16 protein-coding genes are annotated in these 19,681 nt (G+C 69.9%); 8 read left to right on the forward strand and 8 right to left on the reverse strand.

The window, feature by feature from the left end; all coding sequences use genetic code 11:
• Nucleotides 1-129: 129 nt before the first annotated feature.
• A complete protein-coding gene (locus EFK10_RS15710) occupies nucleotides 130-1,173 on the reverse strand; it encodes a YVTN family beta-propeller repeat protein (protein WP_164836017.1) in 1,044 nt (347 codons plus the stop codon).
• Between the two features lie 157 nt (nucleotides 1,174-1,330).
• On the reverse strand, nucleotides 1,331-1,489 hold the full coding sequence (locus tag EFK10_RS15715) for a twin-arginine translocation signal domain-containing protein (protein ID WP_127356317.1): 159 nt from the start codon (nucleotides 1,487-1,489) through the stop codon (nucleotides 1,331-1,333).
• Between the two features lie 282 nt (nucleotides 1,490-1,771).
• Here EFK10_RS15715 and EFK10_RS15720 point away from each other — a divergent pair, with 282 nt between their 5' ends.
• A complete protein-coding gene (locus EFK10_RS15720) occupies nucleotides 1,772-2,389 on the forward strand; it encodes a dihydrofolate reductase family protein (RefSeq protein WP_127356318.1) in 618 nt (205 codons plus the stop codon).
• A gap of 23 nt (nucleotides 2,390-2,412) precedes the next feature.
• Here the strand turns inward: EFK10_RS15720 and EFK10_RS15725 are convergent, their stop codons facing one another.
• The 4 genes from EFK10_RS15725 to EFK10_RS15740 all read right to left on the reverse strand — a co-directional run bounded on the left by EFK10_RS15725 (nucleotide 2,413) and on the right by EFK10_RS15740 (nucleotide 6,546).
• Nucleotides 2,413-2,541 (reverse strand): alpha/beta fold hydrolase, encoded by a 129-nt coding sequence (locus EFK10_RS15725; RefSeq protein WP_240677241.1) that lies wholly within the window; start codon nucleotides 2,539-2,541, stop codon nucleotides 2,413-2,415.
• A gap of 212 nt (nucleotides 2,542-2,753) precedes the next feature.
• Nucleotides 2,754-4,136: a chitinase gene (locus EFK10_RS15730; RefSeq protein ID WP_127356319.1), complete on the reverse strand. Its 1,383-nt coding sequence runs from the start codon at nucleotides 4,134-4,136 to the stop codon at nucleotides 2,754-2,756.
• On the reverse strand, nucleotides 4,136-5,404 hold the full coding sequence (locus EFK10_RS15735) for a glycoside hydrolase family 16 protein (RefSeq protein WP_127356320.1): 1,269 nt from the start codon (nucleotides 5,402-5,404) through the stop codon (nucleotides 4,136-4,138). Before EFK10_RS15735 ends, EFK10_RS15730 begins: the two co-directional genes overlap by 1 nt.
• 221 nt (nucleotides 5,405-5,625) lie before the next feature.
• Nucleotides 5,626-6,546, reverse strand: coding sequence for a LysR family transcriptional regulator (locus EFK10_RS15740; protein WP_206305466.1), 921 nt, complete (start codon nucleotides 6,544-6,546; stop codon nucleotides 5,626-5,628).
• An 11-nt stretch (nucleotides 6,547-6,557) separates the two neighbouring features.
• On the opposite strand from EFK10_RS15740, the gene EFK10_RS15745 reads away from it, so the two are divergent.
• The 5 genes from EFK10_RS15745 to EFK10_RS15765 all read left to right on the forward strand — a co-directional run bounded on the left by EFK10_RS15745 (nucleotide 6,558) and on the right by EFK10_RS15765 (nucleotide 13,953).
• Nucleotides 6,558-6,965, forward strand: coding sequence for a hypothetical protein (locus tag EFK10_RS15745; protein WP_127356321.1), 408 nt, complete (start codon nucleotides 6,558-6,560; stop codon nucleotides 6,963-6,965).
• Between the two features lie 309 nt (nucleotides 6,966-7,274).
• The gene (locus EFK10_RS15750; RefSeq protein WP_127356322.1) at nucleotides 7,275-8,039 is read left to right on the forward strand and encodes a vWA domain-containing protein; all 765 of its coding nucleotides are present in this window, start codon (nucleotides 7,275-7,277) and stop codon (nucleotides 8,037-8,039) included.
• 175 nt (nucleotides 8,040-8,214) lie between these two features.
• Entirely contained in the window at nucleotides 8,215-9,141 is a 927-nt protein-coding gene (locus tag EFK10_RS15755) for a hypothetical protein (protein ID WP_240677242.1), read from the forward strand.
• Nucleotides 9,128-11,005, forward strand: coding sequence for an HSP90 family protein (locus tag EFK10_RS15760; RefSeq protein WP_407647085.1), 1,878 nt, complete (start codon nucleotides 9,128-9,130; stop codon nucleotides 11,003-11,005). Before EFK10_RS15755 ends, EFK10_RS15760 begins: the two co-directional genes overlap by 14 nt.
• Entirely contained in the window at nucleotides 11,005-13,953 is a 2,949-nt protein-coding gene (locus EFK10_RS15765) for a tetratricopeptide repeat protein (protein ID WP_127356323.1), read from the forward strand. Before EFK10_RS15760 ends, EFK10_RS15765 begins: the two co-directional genes overlap by 1 nt.
• A 90-nt stretch (nucleotides 13,954-14,043) precedes the next feature.
• Here the strand turns inward: EFK10_RS15765 and EFK10_RS15770 are convergent, their stop codons facing one another.
• A complete protein-coding gene (locus EFK10_RS15770; RefSeq protein WP_127356324.1) occupies nucleotides 14,044-15,801 on the reverse strand; it encodes a trypsin-like serine protease in 1,758 nt (585 codons plus the stop codon).
• Nucleotides 15,802-16,147: 346 nt separating this feature from the next.
• Here EFK10_RS15770 and EFK10_RS15775 point away from each other — a divergent pair, with 346 nt between their 5' ends.
• The gene (locus tag EFK10_RS15775; protein ID WP_127356325.1) at nucleotides 16,148-17,047 is read left to right on the forward strand and encodes an LLM class flavin-dependent oxidoreductase; all 900 of its coding nucleotides are present in this window, start codon (nucleotides 16,148-16,150) and stop codon (nucleotides 17,045-17,047) included.
• Nucleotides 17,048-17,167: 120 nt separating this feature from the next.
• Here EFK10_RS15775 and EFK10_RS15780 read toward each other — a convergent pair whose 3' ends face one another.
• Entirely contained in the window at nucleotides 17,168-17,389 is a 222-nt protein-coding gene (locus tag EFK10_RS15780) for a hypothetical protein (RefSeq protein ID WP_127356326.1), read from the reverse strand.
• A 71-nt stretch (nucleotides 17,390-17,460) separates the two neighbouring features.
• Between EFK10_RS15780 and EFK10_RS15785 the strand changes: the two genes are divergently transcribed.
• The gene (locus tag EFK10_RS15785; protein WP_127356327.1) at nucleotides 17,461-19,629 is read left to right on the forward strand and encodes an MMPL family transporter; all 2,169 of its coding nucleotides are present in this window, start codon (nucleotides 17,461-17,463) and stop codon (nucleotides 19,627-19,629) included.
• Nucleotides 19,630-19,681: the final 52 nt, after the last annotated feature.

The raw sequence follows: 19,681 nt of genomic DNA on the forward strand, positions 1-19,681 counted from the left end.
CTCAAGTACCGGTGATCCCAAGCTCAGAGCACGTGCCCCGTACTCGGTTCTGCTGGAGGAAGTGCAGGGGGACAGGGGTTCGAATCCACTCAGGTCCACAGCAACTCGTAGCGTACGGCAGCGAAGCTGTCACGGGCTCACGGCCACGCCGTACGGGCTCGTGCCGACGGTGACGGTTGCGGCGACTTTGAGGGTCTTGGGGTTGATGACGCTGAGGGTGCCTGCTCCCTGGTTGGTGACGTAGACCGCGGTGGAGGTGGCCGTCACGTTGAAGGGGTCGGTGCCTGGGGGGCCGATGTCGACGGTCGCCGAGACGTGGTGGGTATGGGTGTCGATCACGGACACTTTGCCGGGGCCGAGGACAGCGACGTAGGCCTTCGAGCCGTCCGGTGCGATGCCTACGTCGAAGGGGCCCTCGCCGACGGGCACGGTGGCCGTGACTTTGCCGGTACGGGTTCCGACCACCGTGACGCCGGCTGCCGTTTCGTTGGCCACGTAGGCTGACGTGCCGTCCGGGGTTACGGCGACGCCTACGGGCGAGCGTCCTGCGGGGAGCTGCCGGGTGACCCGGTGCGTACGGGTGTCGATGACGGACAGATTCTTCGACCCGGTGTTGGCGACGTAGGCCGTGGCGCCGTCGCGGCTGATGGCCACGCTCACCGGGGAGACGGCGACCGGGACGGTCGCGGTCACCCGGTTGGTCCGGGTGTCGAGGACCGAGACGTTGTTCGAACCCCCGTTGGCGACGTAGAGGGACGTGCCGTCCGGGCTGAGACGGACACCGGTGGGGTTCTTGCCGACCTTCATGGTCGTTACGATCTTGTTGGTCCGGGTGTCGAGCACTGACACGGTGGCCGATCCGTTGTCGGCGATGTACGCGTGCTTGCCGTCCCGGGCGATGGCGATGCCTTCGGGAGCCGTACCCGCGGGGACAGTCGAGATGACCTTGTTGGTTCGGGCATCGATCACGGAGACGGTGTTGTCCTGCTGGTTGGTGACGTACACGCGACCGCCGGTGCTCGGCAGCCGGGCGGCGGAAGGCGCCGGCATGAGCCACACGGCGACGGTACCGGAGGCCAGCAGGAGCCCGATGCCGATCCCCAGCACCGGCCGGAGCGCTTTCCTGCGCTGTCGGCCGGCGCTGGGGGTTCGGGTTCGTCGGGGGAAGTACATCTCGCCTCCTGGACACATCGCAGAACGTCGGTCTGTGAGCAGCGAGCGGTCAGCTCAAGAGCCCCCGGGCGTAGTAGTCCTTCTCATCGCGCACGCCCGGAAGGGCGAAGAAGTAGCCGCCGCCCCGCGGGCTGATGTAAGGCACCAGGGCCTCGCCTTAGGCCAGGGCCTCACCACCGTCCAGCAGGCTCCCGCCCGCCGCTGCGACGACGCCCGCGGCGGTGCCCTGAAGGAACGACCGCCGTGCGAAGAAACTGGCCGGACAACCGCTGTCGCGCGCCGCGTCTTCCAGAGCGAGGAGCCGTTCGTCACTCATGCTTTCCCTCTCGAACGTGCACGGTGGTGTGCCGGGTGACTCGCCCGCTCCACCGGTTGTCAGCCGATAGCGACACTCCAGCACCCCGGCTGTTCACGCGCATTCCAGGCGCTTCCAAACGGGTGCGGAGACGGGCTTGCCGGCGGGGTGGACGGGCACCACGGCGTGGCGCGCTTCGGCTGGGACAGTCCGCTTCTGGCGGTGCGACACCGATGAGCCCTGCCGGCCCGCGTCGTCTACTGGCGGAGGAAAAAACACCGGCGACTTCTGTGGAGGGCCAGCATGAGGAAGATCACCGCACAGCTGTTCATCTCGCTCGACGGCGTCGTGGAGGCGCCCGACCAGTGGCACTTCCCCTACTACAACGACGAGATGGGCGCGGCCGTAGACGCCACCCTCGGCGCGGCCGACACGTTGATCCTCGGCCGGAAGACGTACGACAGTTTCGCCGGGGCGTGGCCCGAGCGGGAGGCGGCCGGCGGGGAGGACGCACCCTTCGCCAAGGCCCTGGGTGATGCCCGGAAGATCGTCGTGTCGAATCAGCAACTCGAGTTCACGTGGCGGAACTCCGAGCAGCTCAGAGGCGATGTCAATCAGGCGGTCACCGCACTCAAGAACGAGCAGTGGGGCGGCCCCATCGTCATGAGCGGCTCGGTCTCCGTCGTCCGTCAGTTGCTGGCGGCGGGGCTGCTGGACGAGCTGCACCTCCTGGTGCATCCGATCGCCGTCCGCAAGGGGATGCGGCTGTTCGAGGAGGGCGATGCACCGGTCCCGCTGAAGCTGGTCTCCTCCGAGACCTTCCAGACGGGTGTGCTGAACCTCTTCTACGCCCCCGCCGAGTCAGCCGGCGAGGCAACCTATGACGATGCCAAGGCCCACCTGCCTCAGGCCGGGCAGTAGCGGGTGTGCCTGCCCCGCGGCGATCATTGCTCCCGGTACGGGGCCAGGAAGGCGGTCAGCGCGGCCAGCATCGCCTCGGGAGCCTCCTCGGCGGGGTAGTGGCCGCAGTTGGGCAGGATCAGGCTTTCCAGGTCGTGGGGGACGAGCCGCATCGTGTTCTCGACCAGTTCGGCCGACCCGGGAGACCGAGCCGGGGCCCTCGGGTGCGAGCGGGGCGGTCGGAGACGAGCTCATGGCGGTCCCCTTTCGGGGGTGTGGGTGCGCCGGAGTGCCCCCCTGTGGAACGGCCTGCGCCTGCTGAACGCAACGCTCCCCGGCCGCAGGTGCGCGACCGGGGAGCGGGGAGCGGACTATCCCGGGGGTGTCAGCCGGTGTAGGCCGCGAAGGTGCGGGTGAAGTCCCAGGCGGCCTGGGAGACGCCGGAGCAGGTGTCGTCGTTGGGGTAGGCGCCGGAGCAGGGGCGGTCGCGGTTGGCGGACCAGAAGGTCAGGCGGGCGAGGTGGTGGGTCTGGGCGTAGCTCAGGATGGTGCGGAAGTCAGCGACGGTGACGGTCTCGTTGGCGTCGGTGATGCCGTTCATCGAGGAGATGCCGCTGTGGCGGTATGCCGTGTCGTCGGTGTAGCCGTAGGCGCTCTTGAGGGCGTTCTTCAGGCCGTCGGTGGCCTGCATGGTGAGGTTGCCCATGTTCTGGCCGGCGGCGCCGAAGTCGAACGGCATGATGGTCCAGCTGTCGACGGTGAGCCCGGAGGCGGCGGCCTTGTTGATCAGGCTGGTGTCGGGACCGGTCGTGCCGGTGCCGATGGTGACGTACTCGACGATGCCCGGGTTGTTGGTCTTGATGATCTTGAGGGCGTCGACGGTGCGCTGCTGGACGGTGGAGTTGCTGTAGGCGTCGGCCTCGATGTCGATGTCGATGGCCTTGAGCCCGTAGGCGTTGATGACCTGCTGGTAGGCGCCGGCGAGAGCGGAGGCGCTGGTGCAGGAGGACTCCAGCTTGTTGCCGCTGTAGCCGCCGAAGGACGGGACGACGTCGCCGCCGGCCGCCCGGATCTTGTTGATGGTGGTCTGGTCGACGCCGCCGGTCAGCGGACGGCCGCCGTCCCACTGGGGGTTGCAGGTGCCGTTGCTGAGCACGAAGGCGAGGGTGAACCACTTGACGCCGGTCGCCGACATGATGGTCGTCGGGTCCGGCGGGTTGCCCCAGCCGTTGTAGATGTACGGTGCCACGGCCTGCACCGCGTTGGTGGGCGGCGGGGTGGTGGGCGGCGTGGTGGTGCCGGTGGGCGTGGTCCACTTCTGGTTGCTGCCGCCGCTGCAGGACCAGATCTGCAGCCTGGTGCCGTTGGCGGAGGTGTTGCCGGTCGCGTCAAGACACTTGCCCGTCGCCGGGTTGACGATGTCCTTCGCGGAACTGATCGTCCACTTCTGCGCGTTGGTGCCGTTGCAGTCGTAGAGCTGGATCTTGGTGCCGTCGGCAGTGCCTGCGGAGGTGATGTCCATGCACTTGCCGAGGGCGCGCAGGGTGCCGTCGGAGCCGACGGTCCACTGCTGTGCGCCGGTGCCGTTGCAGTCGTAGAGCTGCACTGCTGTGCCGTTGGTGGTGCTCGCGCCGGCTATGTCGATGCATTTCCCGCCGATGCCGGTGATCGGTCCCGTCGGGTCGGCGGCTGAGGCCTGGGTGACGCCGAGGGCGCCGAGGGTGCCGGCGGCAAGGGCGGCGGCGACGAAGGTCGTGAGTTTTCTCATCAGCCGGTCACGGTCCATTTCTGATTGGCGCCGCCGGTGCAGGTCCAGATCTGGAGCCTGGTGCCGTTGGCGGAGCTGTTGCCGGACGCGTCAAGACACTTGTTCGCCGCCGGGTTGACGATGTCGTTCGCAGAACTGACGGTCCATTTCTGAGCGTTGGTGCCGTTGCAGTCGTAGAGCTGGACCTGACTGCCGTCTGCGGTACCTGCGGAGGTGATGTCCATGCACTTGCCGAGGGCGCGCAGGGTGCCGTCGGAGCCGACGGTCCACTGCTGCGCGGCGGAGCCGTTGCAGTCGTAGAGCTGCACCGCTGTGCCGTTGGCGGAGTTGGCTCCGGCAACGTCGATGCACTTGCCGCCGATTCCGGTGATCGCGTGGCCGACGGCCGCGGTGTCGCTGGTGGTGACGTGCACGTAGTCGACGACCAGTTGCTGCGGGAAGGACGTGCTGCTGTCCGGGTCGCCGGGCCAGTAACCGCCGACGGCGAGGTTCAGGATGATGTAGAAGGGGTGGTCGAACACCCAGGTGTTGCCGCCCAGGTCCGCAGGGGTGCGGGTCTGGTAGACGATGCCGTCGACGGACCAGGAGATGGAGTTCGGCGACCAGTCCACCGCGAAGGTGTGGAAGGCGTCGGAGAAGCTCTGCCCGTTCGGGAGGGTGTATCCGGCGCCGATGCCGCCCGAACCGGAGTAACCGGGACCGTGGATGGTGCCGTGGATGGTGCCGGGCTCGTAGCCGACGTTCTCCATGATGTCGAGCTCACCGCTGTTGGGCCAGCCGACGGTGCCGATGTTGTTGCCGAGCATCCAGAACGCGGGCCACATGCCCTGGCCGCGCGGCAGCTTCATGCGCGACTCGAAGTGCCCGTATGCCTGGGTGAAGGTCTGCGCGGTCGACAGCCGGGAGGAGGTGTACGTGCAAGTTCCGTACCAGCACTGGTAGTTGGCCGGATTCTCCTTCTTGGCGGTGATGACCAGGTTGCCCTGCCCGTCGAGCGCGGCGTTGTTGGTGCCGCTGGTGTAGTACTCGCGCTCGTGGTTGTTGACGTTGTCACCGGTCTCGGGGCGCCACTTGGAGCTGCTGACGGCAGTGCCGGCCGTACCGTTGAAGTCGTCGGTGAACGTCGCGGTGGCGGCTGCCGGGGCGAGGTCAGGCGCGGTCGCGGCCTGCTGGGACGGGGCCTGCTGCAGCCAGCCGCAGAGCAGCAGGGTGGCGGCGGCCAGTAAAGCGAGGGGACGTATTCGTCGGGTGGGGGGTGATGCCGACATGCCGGACTCCTTGGTGGGGACGTCAGAGATCAGCGAGAAGGCGTGCACCTGACAGATGGCAGAAGACTCTGCAGGACACTCTGGGGGCTTCTCTCACGGCTTAGTTCAGGACGTGATTTAAGTGCCGGGGCTGATGGGCGTCAATACTTGCGCAAAGGTCTATACCTTATTGTTGTCACATCGCGCCGGCCCCCGGAGCCTCGGACAGGCAGTACGGCACGTCAGGGCCGGGTGCCGCCGCGGGTGGCGATGGAGGCCAGTTCCTTCGCGGCTCCGGTCAGTGGCCGCGCCTTCGGGAACACCAGGCGCAGCACTCGGGTGAGATCGAGGCCGAGCACCGGGACGGACACGAGCCTGCCGTCGGCGAGTTCACCTGTGACGGCCAGTGAGCTGAGTACCGCTGGGCCAACGCCTTCGGCCACGGCGGACTTGATGGCCGTGGTGGAGGACAGCTCCAGGATGGGCGCCGCGAGGACGCTGTCGGTGGTCCGCCGTAGCGCGCGCTCCAGGTAGCGCCTGGTGCCGGACCCGTGCTCCCTGCTCACCAGGGGTGCGGCCGCCAGCTCCTCGGTTGTGATGCCGGAGCGCCTCCGCGCCCACGGGTGCCCAGGGCTCACGATCACCGTCAGGGTGTCCCGGGCGACCGTACGGGAGCGCAGGCCGTCCGGCACATCCGGACCCTCGATGAAACCGAGGTCCGCAGTGCCCGCCAGCACGGCGGCGGCGACATCGTCGGAGTTGCCGGTCGTCAGCGCGACCGAGGTCTTCGCGGCCGAGGCGTGGAAGGCCGCGAGCCAATGGGGCACGAGGTACTCGGCGACCGTCAGACTGGCCGCGACCGACAGCCGGCTCTCCAGCGTCTTGCGCAGGGACGTGATGCCCGCGTCCAGCGCGATGGCGGCGTCAATGGCCGTACGGGCCCAGTCGGCGACCAGTGCGCCCTCCTCGGTGAGCCGGGAACCACGCGGGGAGCGCTCCAGCAAGGGCACGCCCAGCAGCTGTTCCAGGGTGCTGATGCGGCTGCTGGCGGCGGGCTGGCTGACGTCGTGAGCACGAGCGGCGGCGCCCACGCTGCCCAGCCGCGCGACGGAGAGCAGCAGATCGAAGGCGGCCAGGTCACTGACACGGCTCGGCATGGGCATAAGCCGAGCCTATGACCCCATCCCGGATTGGTGCCTACCGAGTGGAGTACGAGCCCGACCCGCCGATCTTCGCGCCCCGGATCACGGTGGCCGCGGATCTGCGTTCACCGGGAGACGCCTGGTTCGGCGCCGCCCGCCGTAGCCTCACCGGCAGGATCACGACCAATGTGTTGACCCTCGCCGTCCGGGACCTGGGACCGGGCCAGACCGTCCTGATGACCACTTACCGATCAGACGGACACCACGTCACCACCGGCGAGCCCTTCATCGAGGCCCACACTGAAGCCGCGGACCGGCACGAGCTCCTGGAGGAACTCTGGGGCGCGCTCGCCCCGGAATTCCGGGTAGCGGTGGCGACCTTCGAACCCGGGCACCTCCCCGACGCGGCGATCCGTCACGAAGTCCGCCCTGAGGCGTGACTGCGCCCATCGGTAGGAAGCTCCCCGCCGAGTGGGTCGGACGCCGAAGCTGCTCGCCGCCTGCAGTTGCGAGCGTTTACGGAGCCTCCGACTCATCGGCGATCTGTGGCTCGGGGGTGGCCTGTGCCCGCGAAGGCGCCGAGCGGGAGCAGACCGCCGCCCGCATCGCCTGGCCGGACCGCGAACACGCTTACACCGCCGCCAACCGTTCCGCCGTCAGGAAAGCCCTGCTCTGACACTGGCGGCAGCCGGAGTGGGGCGTACCGTACTGGCGTCCCGCTCGCATGACGACTGCTTCCGGAGAGCGAAATGGCCATCGATTACGTCAAGCGCCCGAGGCCGGTTCCGGAGGGGGCGGCCATCAGTTTGGAGAAGGTGCAGGCGGCGGCGCCGGGGTTGGTGAGCCTCTACAAGACGGCGAGGGTGTCGCTGGAGAAGTCGGGGTTGGCTGGGCAACGGGCTGCTGTCTATCTGGTCCTTGACCGGTCGGGGAGTATGCGGGGGCATTACAAGGACGGCGCGGTGCAGCATTTGGCGGAGCAGGTGCTGGGGTTGTCGGTGAACCTGGATGACGACGGCAGGGTGCCGGTGGTGTTCTTCTCGACCGAGATCGATGGGGTGGCCAGCATCGGGCTGGAGGACTACGAGGGCCGGATCAACGAGCTGCACGAGAGTTACGGCCATCTGGGGCGTACCAATTACCACCTGGCCATGCAGGCGGTCATCGACCATTACGGCGCGTCCGGCGCGACCGACCCCGCGTTTGTGGTCTTCCAGACCGACGGCGGCCCCACCTCCCGTACGGCCGCCGAGCACGTGCTGTGCACGGCTGCGCGGTTGCCGATCTTCTGGCAGTTCGTCGGCTTCGGGGACCCGGAGGACAAGCAGTTCGACTTCCTGCGGAAGCTGGACGATCTTCCGGCGCCGGCGAAGCGGGTGGTGGACAACGCGGGATTCTTCCCTGCGGGGGCGGATCCGCGGGCGGTGTCGGATGGGGAGTTGTACAAGGCGTTGATGAGCGAGTTTCCGGAGTGGCTGCGCGCCGCGCGGGCTGCGGGGGTCTTGTCCGGCTGAGTTACGAGCGCGACCTCACCCCGCACCTGGCGGGGGCCGGCGGGCATGATAATCAGTCTTCGGGGTGTGGTGTGTGGGTCCTGTGGGCCAGGAGGGGGTTGTTGTGGCATTGGTGCGTGGTGGTGTGGAGGGCGGCGGGTCGGCGTCCTGGTTGAAGCGGTGGGGGCCGCGGCCGATGGCGCGGTTGGATCCGGCGGTGGGGGATCCGGAGCTGGCGGAGTTGCGGAAGGCGGCGAAGGCGAAGGACTGGGCGGGGATGCGGGGGCGGCTGGAGGCCGTGCCCGATGGGTGGGACCGGACGTGGCTGCTGGTGCATGCGGTCAAGGTCGCGGGGATCGAGGGGTGGATACCGGAGGCGATCGCGGCGGAGCCGGAGTCGGCGCTCGCGGTGCTGACGTCGGGCGCGCGGCAGATCGAGTGGGCGTGGGAGGCACGTACGGGGGCGCGAGCCCAGCATGTGTCGCGGGAGCGGTTCGAGGTGTTCCACGAGCGGCTGCGGGTGGCGGAGGAGCTGCTGTACGACGTCGCCGAGCGTGAGCCGGAGTGGGTTGCGCCCTGGTACTTCCTGCAGGTCGCAGGGCGGGGGCTGCAGGTGGGGCCGGAGATCGCGCGGTTGCGCTTCGAGGCGTCCGTGCGGCGCTGCCCGGGCCATCCGGGGGCGCACCGGCAGCAGTTGCAGCAGGTGTGCCACAAGTGGGGCGGCTCGCATGAGCAGATGCACGCGTTCGCCCGGGAGTCGATGCTGAGCGCGCCCGAGGGCAGCGCGCTGGGGGAGCTGGTCGCGATCGCGCACCTGGAGCACTGGCTCGACCTGGACGAGGACGGCGCCGGCCACTCGTACATGTACCAGGACGACGTGGCGGAACAGCTGCGGGAGGCCGCGGAGCGGTCGATCTGGCACCCGGACTTCGGGCGGCCGCGCGGCTGGATCGAGACGTACAACACCTTCGCGATGGCGTTCTCGCTCGCGGGCGAGAAGAAGGCGGCGGCCGAACTCTTCGCCGCCATCGGCGGGATCGTCACACCGTTCCCGTGGCAGTACATCAACGGTGCCGACCCGACCGTGCCGTTCCGCGCCCTGCGTTCCGATGCCGGACGCTGAGTCCGCCGCCGCCCCGCCACTGACCGAAAAGGCCCCTCAGGTGTCCCAGCCCCAAACAGCTCACACATTCCAGGTCGACCTGCGCGGCCTGGTGGACCTGCTGTCCCATCACCTCTACTCCAGCCCCCGCGTCTACCTGCGCGAGCTGCTGCAGAACGCCGTGGACGCGATCACCGCCCGGCAGGCCGTACAGCCCGGCGCCCCGGCCCGGATCACCGTACGCACCGGCGACTCGCTCACCGTCACCGACAGCGGCATCGGCCTGAGCGAGGCCGACGTACACAGCTTCCTGGCCACCATCGGACGCAGCTCCAAGCGCGCCGCCGAGGGCGAACTCGAGGCGGCCCGTGGGGACTTCATCGGGCAGTTCGGGATCGGGCTGCTCGCCTGCTTCGTCGTGGCCGACGAGATCACCGTCATCAGCCGGCACGCGATCACCCCCGGGGCTCCGGCCGTGGAGTGGCGCGGCCGCTCCGACGGCAGCTACACCATCCGTACGCTGCCGCCCGAAGCCATGCCCGAGCCGGGCACCACCGTGACGCTGACACCGCGCGCCGACGGCACCCAGTGGACCCGCCCCGACCAGGTGACCGCGCTCGCCAGGCACTACGGCGGACTGCTGCGGCACGAGGTCACCGTCGTCGACCCACAGGGCACCAGCACGCGGATCAACGACACGCCGCCGTGGGAGCAGGCCCACGGCTCGCCGCTGGCGCGCCGGGAGGCGCTGGCCGAGCACTGCCGTACGACCTTCGGCTTCACGCCGCTGGACACCATCGACCTCGATCTGCCGGTCGCGGGTCTGCGCGGGGTCGCGTACGTACTGCCGACGGCCGTCAGCCCGTCGGAGCGGGCGGGGCACCGCGTACACCTCAAGGGCATGCTGCTGTCCGATCAGGCGACGGAACTGCTGCCCGACTGGGCGTTCTTCGTACGCTGCGTCGTGGACTCGACCAGCCTGCGCCCGACGGCCTCGCGCGAGGCGCTGTACGAGGACGAGACGCTGGCCGCGATCCGCGACGCCCTCGGCGTGCGCATCCGCGACTGGCTCACCGGGCTGGCCGCCAGCGACCCGGCCCTGCTGCACCGGTTCATCGACAGCCACCACCTGGCCGTCAAGGCGCTGGCCCGGTACGACGACGAGCTGCTGCGGATGCTGCTGCCCTGGCTGCCGTTCGAGACCACCGACGGGAATGTGACGCTGGAGGAGTTCGCCCGGACCCACCGCACGGTCCTGGTCACCCGCAGCGTCGAGGAGTTCCGCCAGGTCGCGCCCATCGCGGCGGCCGCCGGCCTGGGCGTCGTGAACGGCGGCTACACCTACGACCGGGACCTGGTGCACCGGCTCCCCGAGATCCGGCCCGGCACCACCGTCACCGACCTGGACCCGGCCACGGTCACCGCGCACCTGGACTCGGTCGACACGTCCGCCGAACTCGCGGCCGCCGCCTTCCTCAGCATCGCGCGCGAGACGATCGGCGCGTACGAGTGCGACGTCGTCCTGCGCAGCTTCCAGCCCGTGACTGCGCCCGCGCTGCTGCTGGACAACCGCGAGGCCCGCCACGAGCGGACCCGGGCCGGCCTGGCCGAGAGCAGCGACGGGCTGTGGGCCGACATCCTCGGCTCCCTGCGGTCCGAGACGCCCCGCGCCCAACTGGTGCTCAACCACCTCAACCCGCTGGTGCGCCGCGCCGCCACGATCACCGAACGCGGACTGGCCGTCACCACCGCCGAGGCGCTGTACGGGCAGGCCCTGCTGCTCACCCGCCGCCCGCTGCGGGCCGCCGAGAGCGCGCTGCTCAACCGGGCCTTCATCGGCCTCCTCACCCACGCCATGCACGACCAGGAAAAAGGGGAGCTGTGATGCTGGACACCCCGGAAGCCGTTTTCGAGGCGCTGCGCGAGAACCACGAGCGGCCGTACGGACTGCCGCGCACCGTGACCGCCGAGGAACTGGTTGAGGCGGCAGAGCAGTTCGAGGCGCCGGATGCCCTGGTGACCGCGCTGCTGGAGCTGATGGAGGCGTACGAGTACACCGGCGAGCACCGCAAGTCGCCGGTGGTCTTCGCCCGCATTCTGCAGGTGTGGGACAGCAAACCCGAGGCCTTCAGTGAATGGGAGTCCCGGCAGGTCTTCTGGCGCTTCAAGTGGGTCACGACCTCGCTGCTCCAGGTGCCCGACATCCCGCTGACCGCGATCCAGCGCTGGACCGACCAGATGCGGGACCGCTACCGCGACGCCGGGCACGGCATGCAGCCGGTGGCCGCCATGCGCCACCGGGTCGCCGCCCACACCGGATCCGGCGACTTCGCCGCCTACGACCTGTGGGTGACCCGGCCGCGCGACGCCATGAGCGACTGCAAGGCCTGCGAGATCCGGCACCGGGCACTGCACCACCTCCGGGCCGGCGACGATGGGCGTGCGCTGGACGTCTGGCGCCCGGTCCTCGACGGCGGGGAGGGCTGCTCGGAGGAGCCGTACGTGAGCCAGGCCTTCGCGCTGGCGCCGCTGCTGCGGCTCGGCCGCACCGACGAGGCCCGCTCGCACCACCTGGTGGGCTACCGCTTCGCCCGGGGCAAGGCCGGGATGGCCGAAGAGGTAGGTCTGCACCTCGAGTTCTGCGCCCTGTCCCGTAACGAGGGGCGGGGGCTGGAGATCCTCGCCGAGAATCGGCCGCTGTTCGACGTGACCGGTGCCCCGCTCTCGCTCCTCGGCTTCCTCGGCGGCGTCCAGGTGTTGCTGAGCCGCCTGGTCGAGGACGGTTACGCCACGACCGCCGTTGCCGGACCGCTCGGCCGGAACTGGACCGCCGAGACCCTGCTCGCCCGGGTCGGCGCCGACGCGGCGGCCCTGGCGGCGGCCTTCGACGCCCGCAACGGCACCCCGGCCGTCGGCGACCGTCTCCGCGAGCGGCTGGCCCAGCGGCCGTTGCTCGCCGAGCCTCTGCCGCTCGGCCTGCGCACGGCGCCGGTGGCCGGGACGGTGGCTCCGGCGGTCCCGGCGGCTCATCCGGCGGCTCCCCCGGACATCACGGAGGACTTCGCCGAGCTCGTGGCTCAGGCCCGGCAGCAGTCGGACGGCGGCCACCCCGGCGCCTCCGCGCTGTGGGCGCGGATCGCCGAACGCGTGGCCGCCGACGACCACGTACACGATCCCGAAGTGGGCCCGGAGGGCGGACTGCGGGCCGACCTGGCCAAGCAGCGGGCCTTCACCGCGTACGAGGCGGACCGGGTGGAGGACGGCAACGCGGCCATGACGGAAGCGGCCGAGCTCTACGAACAGGCCGGCCTGCCCTGGCACGTGCTTGTCGCCCGGGCCCGTATCGCCTCGGTCTCCCTGCAGTTCGGGGTGGAAGCCGCCACCCTCGCCGTCGGCGACCCCGGCACGTGGTCCGAGCTGGACGCGGTGCTGCGCGAGGCGGAGGAGCTGCTGGCAGCCACCGAGGAGGCGGGGGCCGACGAGGCCGCCGAGGCGCACCGGAAATACCTCACGGTGCTGCAGTGCCGGGCCTTCGCCGCGCGTGCCGAAGCCGTAGCGGAACTGCCCGAGATATCCGCGGCGGCGCGAGAGAGGTTCGATGCCCTGACCGCGGCCGTGCTGTCCGAGGCGGCCCGGCTCGACGTCCCCCAGCAGGCCGCCACCGCACACACGTACATCGCCGATCTCGCCGCCCGCATCGGCGACCTCGAGGAGGCGGAGGCGGAACTGCGCGCCGCCCTCGACATCATTGAGGCCGACGACACACCGTGGCGGGCCCAGCGGGCCGAAGCACTGCTGGGCCAGGTCCTGATGCAGCAGCACCGCAGCGAGGAGGCCGTCGAGTACCTGCGCCAGGCGATGGCCCGGGCCGCCCGGTACGGCGACGCCCACTTCCCCGTCGCCCGCACCCACGCGCTGCTCGGCCACGCCTCCTCCCACACCGACGATCTGGCGGGCGCCGTCCGCCACCTGTCCGAGGCGGCCGCCTGCTTCGACAGGGAGGCAAACGACAACGGCGCCGCTGAGATCCGCCTCGAACTCGCCGACGTCCTCGGCCGTTCCGGGCAGCAGGCCGACGCCGTGGCCGTGCTCGAATCTTTGGTCATGGACGACGCCGCCTCGTCGGTCGACGAGCGGCTCGTCGCCCAGGCCCGGCTCAACCTTGCCCGCGGCCTGCGCGAGTTGGACGAACACCGGGCCTCCGCCGAGCAGTTCCTGCTGCTCGCCGACGCCTCCGCCGACTGGGACGAGCAGTTCACCCACACCCTCGCCGCCGCCGAAGCCGCCGTCGCCCTGGCCCGTACGGACCGCTGGGACGCGGCCCGCACTGCGTACGACCGTGCTGTCGCCTCGCACACCAAGGCCCCCAACCCCGGCCCCGTCGGCGAGATGATGCGCCAGTTCGCGGCCCTCGTCATCGCCAACGACGGCCTCGACGGCCTCGACACCGCCCTCGGCCACCTCTCCGAGGCCGACGAGGTGCTCGCCGCCGTCCCCGAGGACGAGGAGGGCTTCGCCCACTGGTACGAGGCCGGTTCCACGCACTACCAGCGTGCCCGCGCCCTCGCCGCCGCCGAACGCTTCCCCGACGCTCTCGCCGAGATGGAACGCGCCATCGCCGCCCACGACCAAGGCGGCCCCCAAGGCGAATCCCCCCGCGCCGAAGCAGTCCGCGTCGCCGCCCTCATCGAAGCCAACGGCCTCGACTCCCCCCAAGCCGCCACCGCCCGCCTCACCCCCGCCATCCGCCGCTGCGAAGCCGCCGGCCTCCAGCACGCCGCGCGGATCCTCGTGAAGCTCCGGGCCGAGCTTGCTTCGCGTAACGCGGGGTGATCCGCATGCCGCGGGTCCCCGCGCACCGTGCCTGCCGGTGCGCGGGGACCCCTGTGCTGAGAGCTTGTGGCGACGCTGTCGCCTGTTCTGTCAGCCGAAGATGCCGTACTGCTGCCAGCCCGTGCCGATCGTGATGCGACTGCCGAAGATGTCCGATGTGGCTTTTCCTGTGCCCGGGTACAGGTACAGGGTGCCGCCCGGCGTGCGGGTGACGAAGTCGGCCTTGCCGTCGCCGGTGATGTCGCCCACCGCGTCGAACGCGTTGTAGCCGGACCAGGTGCGGACGTGGATACGGCTGGAGAACGCCCCGGAACCAGCCTTGCCCGTGCCCTTGTAGAGGTACATGTACGAGTTGCTGCTCTTGCGGACGATCAGGTCGGCCTTGCCGTCACCCGTGAAGTCGCCGTGGGCGCTGAAGGAGTTGTACTGGTTCCAGCCCGTGCCGACCTCGATGCGAGCCGAGAAGGTGCCGTTGCCCTTGCCCGGGTAGATCCACAACACGCCGCCGGAGTCCACCGAGAGCAGGTCGGGGATTGCGTCACCGGTCACGTCGCCGGGTGCGGCGATGCGGGTGCGGGTCTTCCAGTTGGAGAAGATCTGCGTCCAGGTGAAGGTATTGCTGGAGGGGACGTAGTGCCCCCACAGGATGGCCCCGTCGGAACTGCGGCGTACCACGAAGTCCTGGTAGTCGTCCCGGTTGAGGTCCGCCTGCAGGATGACGTTCAGACCGCTCCACTTACCGAGGGACTGGCGGGCGGCGAAGGACGTGCCCTTGGAGTCGTACTCGTAGCCCGTGCCGTCCGAGCTGCGCCGTACGAACAGGTCGGCCTTGCTGTCGGCGCTGAGGTTCGTGTCGTCGATCCGGGGTTCGGTCGCACCGACATAGGTGCTCACCTTGGTGAACACGCTGTACGCGCCGGAGGAGACACAGTCCTGGACACCCCAGGAGACCACGCCCACGATCTTCCCGCCGACGACCAGCGGACCGCCGGAGTCGCCGTTGCACGGCGTCACGGTGCCGGTGTCCGAGCCGGTGGCCGGATGGCCCGCGCAGACCATGTCACCGGCGATGAAGTCACTGCCGAAGTAACTGCCGCAGGTGGTGTTGGAGTTGATCGGCAGCGTCGCCGACTGCAGGGTCTGCGAGATGTCCTGACTGGTGGAGCTGGTGCGGCCCCAGCCGTAGACGGTGGCCGTGGTGCCGGCCGTGTACGACGCGGTGTCATTTGAGGTGGTGAGCTTGAGCGGCTTCGCGGTGACCGGGCTCGCCAGCGTCAGGACCGCGATGTCGTTGGCGACGGTGGTCGCGTTGAAGGACGAATGGTTCCACTGCCGCCACACGCCACTGACGGTGCCGCCGTGCAGGTTGGTGGTGCCGTCCGAGTTTGTCGTCGGCAGCTGGTCGGTGCCGGTCACGACGGCCCCGTATGTCTTCCAGTTGGCGCCCTTGACGCAGTGCGCGGCGGTGAGGATCTTCGTGGGCGACACCACGGTGCCGCCGCAGAAGAAGCCGACGTCGTCGCTCGTGTCGGTCGTGCCCTTGTCGTCGTAGTACCAGAGCTGCGCCATCCACGGAGCCGTGGAGATGGAGGTGTCGGTACCGCCGATGACGTTCGGATTTGTGCTGTTCGCCGACATCGATGTGCTCGCGGACCCGGCCGTCTGCGGGTCGGTCTTCAGCGCGCCGTCGATACGGGCCGTCAGCTGCGCCTGCGAGGGGGCGCTGACGCTTGCGGTATTGCCGGGAGCCGGAAGCGGCGCCGGCGAGGCGTTGGCAGAGGTGGTCAGAAACGCGCCGATGACACCAACGGCCAGCGTGGTGGCGGCGGCAGGGATGGCTATGCGCATCCGTCTGCCGTGCCTGCCACGATTTTTGGCAGAGAACACTCGGGTCTCCTTGCAATGAAAGAACGAAGTCGCGCGGAGACGGGGAGCAGTGCTCGTTCGAAGGCAGGACACAGCGTCATCCATACGTCGCGGACGGAAGGCCGGTGCCCGAAAGTGCGTTCCCCCCACCTGCGGCTGGCCGATCCTATGAACGCCTCGGAGAATTCCACTAGTGAACTGATGGCAAGCACGGAAAAAATTTGGCAAAATCAAGGGATGTCGCGTGCCTTTCCGGAGCCGCGCGCCAATGGCGGAGGCGTTCTCGGGGGCTAGGGACAGCACGCCGGTCTCGGTCTAGGCTGACGGCATGTCGAGTGATCGTTCACAGCAGGGCCGTATCGGCGTGATGTTCGACAGGGACCGGCAGCCGGAGGAACTCACCCCGTTCGCCCGGGAGGTTGAGGACCTCGGCGTGGACGACCTGTGGGTGGTGGAGGACCTGGCGTGGGCGGGGGCGATGTCGTCGGCGGCGCTCGTGCTGGCGGCCACGGAACGGCTGCGGGTGGGGATCGGGATCGCCCCGGCGCCGTTGCGGAACCCGGCGTTGCTGGCGATGGAACTGGCCATGCTGGAGCGGGTGTTCCCCGGGCGGCTGATCGCGGGCATCGGGCACGGGGCGCCGCAGTGGATGGCGCAGGTGGGGGCGGCCACGCCGCGCAAGCTGGCGCTGCTTGAGGAGACGATCGGCGCCGTCAAGGCGCTGCTGCGCGGGGAGACCCTGACGGTGGAGGGGCAGGTCGTACACATCGACGGCGTACGGCTGGTGCACCCGCCGGCGGCGGCTCCGCCAGTGGTGGCAGGGGTCGTACGGCCCCGGTCGCTGGAGCTGTCGGGGCGGGTGGCGGACGGGACGGTCATCGCGGAGGGGCAAGGGCCGCGGGAGGTTGAGGCTGCGCTCAGGCACATCCGGAAGGGGGCGGGTGAGGCTGGGGCAGCGGCGCATGAGGTGGTCGTCTTTACCCATCTGTGCGTCGGGGACGACCCGGAGCGAGTCGCGGCGGCCACGGCGCCGATCGTCGAGGAGTACATGGGCTGGCTGAAGGTCCCGGCCCACGAGGTGTTCCTGGCGGCGGGCCCGGTCGCGACGGCGGCGGAGCGGATCCGGAGCCTGTGGGATGCGGGGGCGGGCACGGTCGTTCTGCGGCCGGTGGGCGAGGATCCTGCCGGGCAGGTGCGGGAGGCGCTGGCTGCGCTGGGCCGCGTGTAAGGGCGGCGCGGCCACCGCCCGGCCGTCCGCCACCGCCTCCAAGCCCGTCACCGACACGGCGAGGATTTCGGGCGTGACGATCGTCGGCGACACGAGCAGAGCTCGCCGTCTGTGAGCGCTTCAAGGGCAACAACACGGCGCCGAGCCGTCGGCGCTCGGCAGTGGGCCCGACGGTGTGGCGGCGATGACGTGCGGGACGACGGAGTCGGGGAGCAGCAGGCGTACGGCGACGTACGGGCCGCGCTCGAACGCGGCGACGGCGCGGCGGGCGCGGGTGTAGTCGTCGCGGAGTCGGGGGTCGGTGATGCCCGCGCGGTCGAGGGTGCGCTGCCAGGTGGCCATGGGTGCGCACCCTACCCGTCCGGCGGAGCAGCGCGGGGCGCGGGCGGAGTGTGTGACATACCGTCAGAATTATGAGCTCCGACGGACAGGGGTGGCTGCGGCGCCTCGGCGAGTGGTGCGCCCGGCACGGAGTCGTGGTGATCGTGCTGTGGCTCGTGGCGCTGGGCGGGCTTCAGGGGGCGCAGCAGGCGTTCGGCGGAACGTACTCCGACGACTTCACGCTGCCGGGTACGCAGTCCAACACGGGCTTCAACGTACACAAGGAGCACTCGCCGAACACGGGCGGCCAGAGCGCGCAGATCGTCATGCACGACCCCAAGGCGCCGCTGACGGACGTGAAGGACCAGGTCGACCAGGCGGTCGGGGCGCTGCAGAAGCTGCCGCACGTGCTGGGCGCGACCAATCCACTGCGGAGCAACTCCGGGGCGCTGTCGTCGGACGGGAAGACCGGGTACAGCACCGTACGGTTCGACGCCAACCCCTCCACCCTCGGCCCGGCCTACATCGACCAGGTCCATGATGCGGTGGCGCCGCTGCGGAAGGCCGGGGTGGAGGTCGAGTACGGCGGCACGCTGGGTGAGCTGGCGCGGCCGAAGGCCTCGGACCTGAGGAGCGAGGCGATCGGTTTCGTGGTGGCGGTCATCGTGCTGCTGATCGGCTTCGGGAGTGTGATCGCGGCAGGGCTTCCGCTGCTGACGGCGCTGGTCAGCGTCGTCATCGGGCTCAGTCTGCTGAGTCTGCTGGCGGCGGCCCTGACCTTCGCGAGCGTGTCGCCGACGCTCGCCACGATGATCGGCCTCGGCGTGGGCATCGACTACGCCCTGTTCCTGCTCACCCGGCACCGCCAGCTGCTCATGGACGGCGACGCCCCGGCGGTCGCCGCGGGCCGGGCGGTGGCCACCAGTGGCCGGGCCGTCGTGGTGTCGGGCTGCACGGTCATCATCGCGCTGGCCGGGCTGTCGGTGTCCGGGGTGACGTTCATCAGCAAGCTGGGCCTCGCTGCCGCGGTCACCGTGATCACGGCGGTGGTGGGCGCGCTCACACTGGCGCCGGCGCTGCTCGGCCTGATCGGGCGGTGGGTCGACCGCTACCACGTACGCAGACCGGTCGCGGAGACCGACGCCGCGCCGGGGGAGGAGGTGCAGGGCACCTGGCACCGGTACGCGCTGCGCGTCGCGCGCCGGCCGTGGCGGTTCCTGGCGGGCGGGGTGTTCGCGGTGGTGGTGCTGGCCATTCCGCTGTTCTCGATGCGGCTCGGGCACATCGGGGACGGCGCCGACCCGACGAGCTTCACCGACCGGCGCGCGTACGACCTGATGTCGCAGGGCTTCGGGCCCGGCTCCAACGGGCCGTTGACCGTCGTCATCGACCAGAGCAAGGTGCCCGCGGCCGACCGGTCCGCGCTGTCCGGCAACGTGACCAAGGCCCTCAAAGGGCTCGCCGACGTCGCCGGCGTCAGCCCCCTCCAAGCCACCGGCGACGGCGACGTACTCACCTCCACGGTCATCCCCAAGGGCGCGCCGCAGGACGAGAGCACGACGGACCTGGTCAACCACCTCAAGGACGACGTGCTGCCGCAGGCGGTGTCCGGCACGGCGGCCAAGGGCTTTGTGACCGGGACGACGGCCGCGCAGATCGACTTCCTCGACATCGTCTCCAGCCGGCTGCCGCTGATCATCGCGGTGGTGGTCGCGCTGGCCTTCATCATCATCCTGGTCGTCTTCCGGGGGCTGCTCGTCGCTGTGAAGGCAGCCGTACTCAATCTGCTCTCGATCGGGGCGTCCTACGGTGTCGTGGTCGCGGTCTTCCAGTGGGGCTGGGGCGGACCCGGGCTGGGGGTGTCGGGGAAGGTGCCGATCGAGAGCTACGTACCGATGATGATGTTCGCCATCGTCTTCGGTCTGAGCATGGACTACGAGGTCTTCCTGCTGGCCCGGGTGCAGGAGGCGTGGCTGCGTACGCACGACAGCACGGGCAGCGTCGCGCACGCGTTGGAGATCACGGCCCGGGTGATCAGCTGCGCGGCGCTGATCATGGCGAGCGTCTTCGCGGCCTTCATCCTCAGCGACAACATCGTCGTCAAGATGCTGGGGCTGGCGCTGGCGGTGAGTGTGCTCATCGACGCGACGATCGTACGACTGCTGCTGGTGCCGGCGGTGATGACGCTGCTCGGACGCTGGGCCTGGTGGATCCCGCGCTGGCTGGACCGGGTGATGCCCCACCTCAACGCGGAGGGGTGAGAGGCGTTAGCGCGGGGGCGGCGCGTTAGCTCCGCCCTCTGGACCCTCCCCC

The organism is Streptomyces soli (genome assembly GCF_003999195.1).
Lineage (GTDB): Bacteria > Actinomycetota > Actinomycetes > Streptomycetales > Streptomycetaceae > Actinacidiphila > Actinacidiphila soli.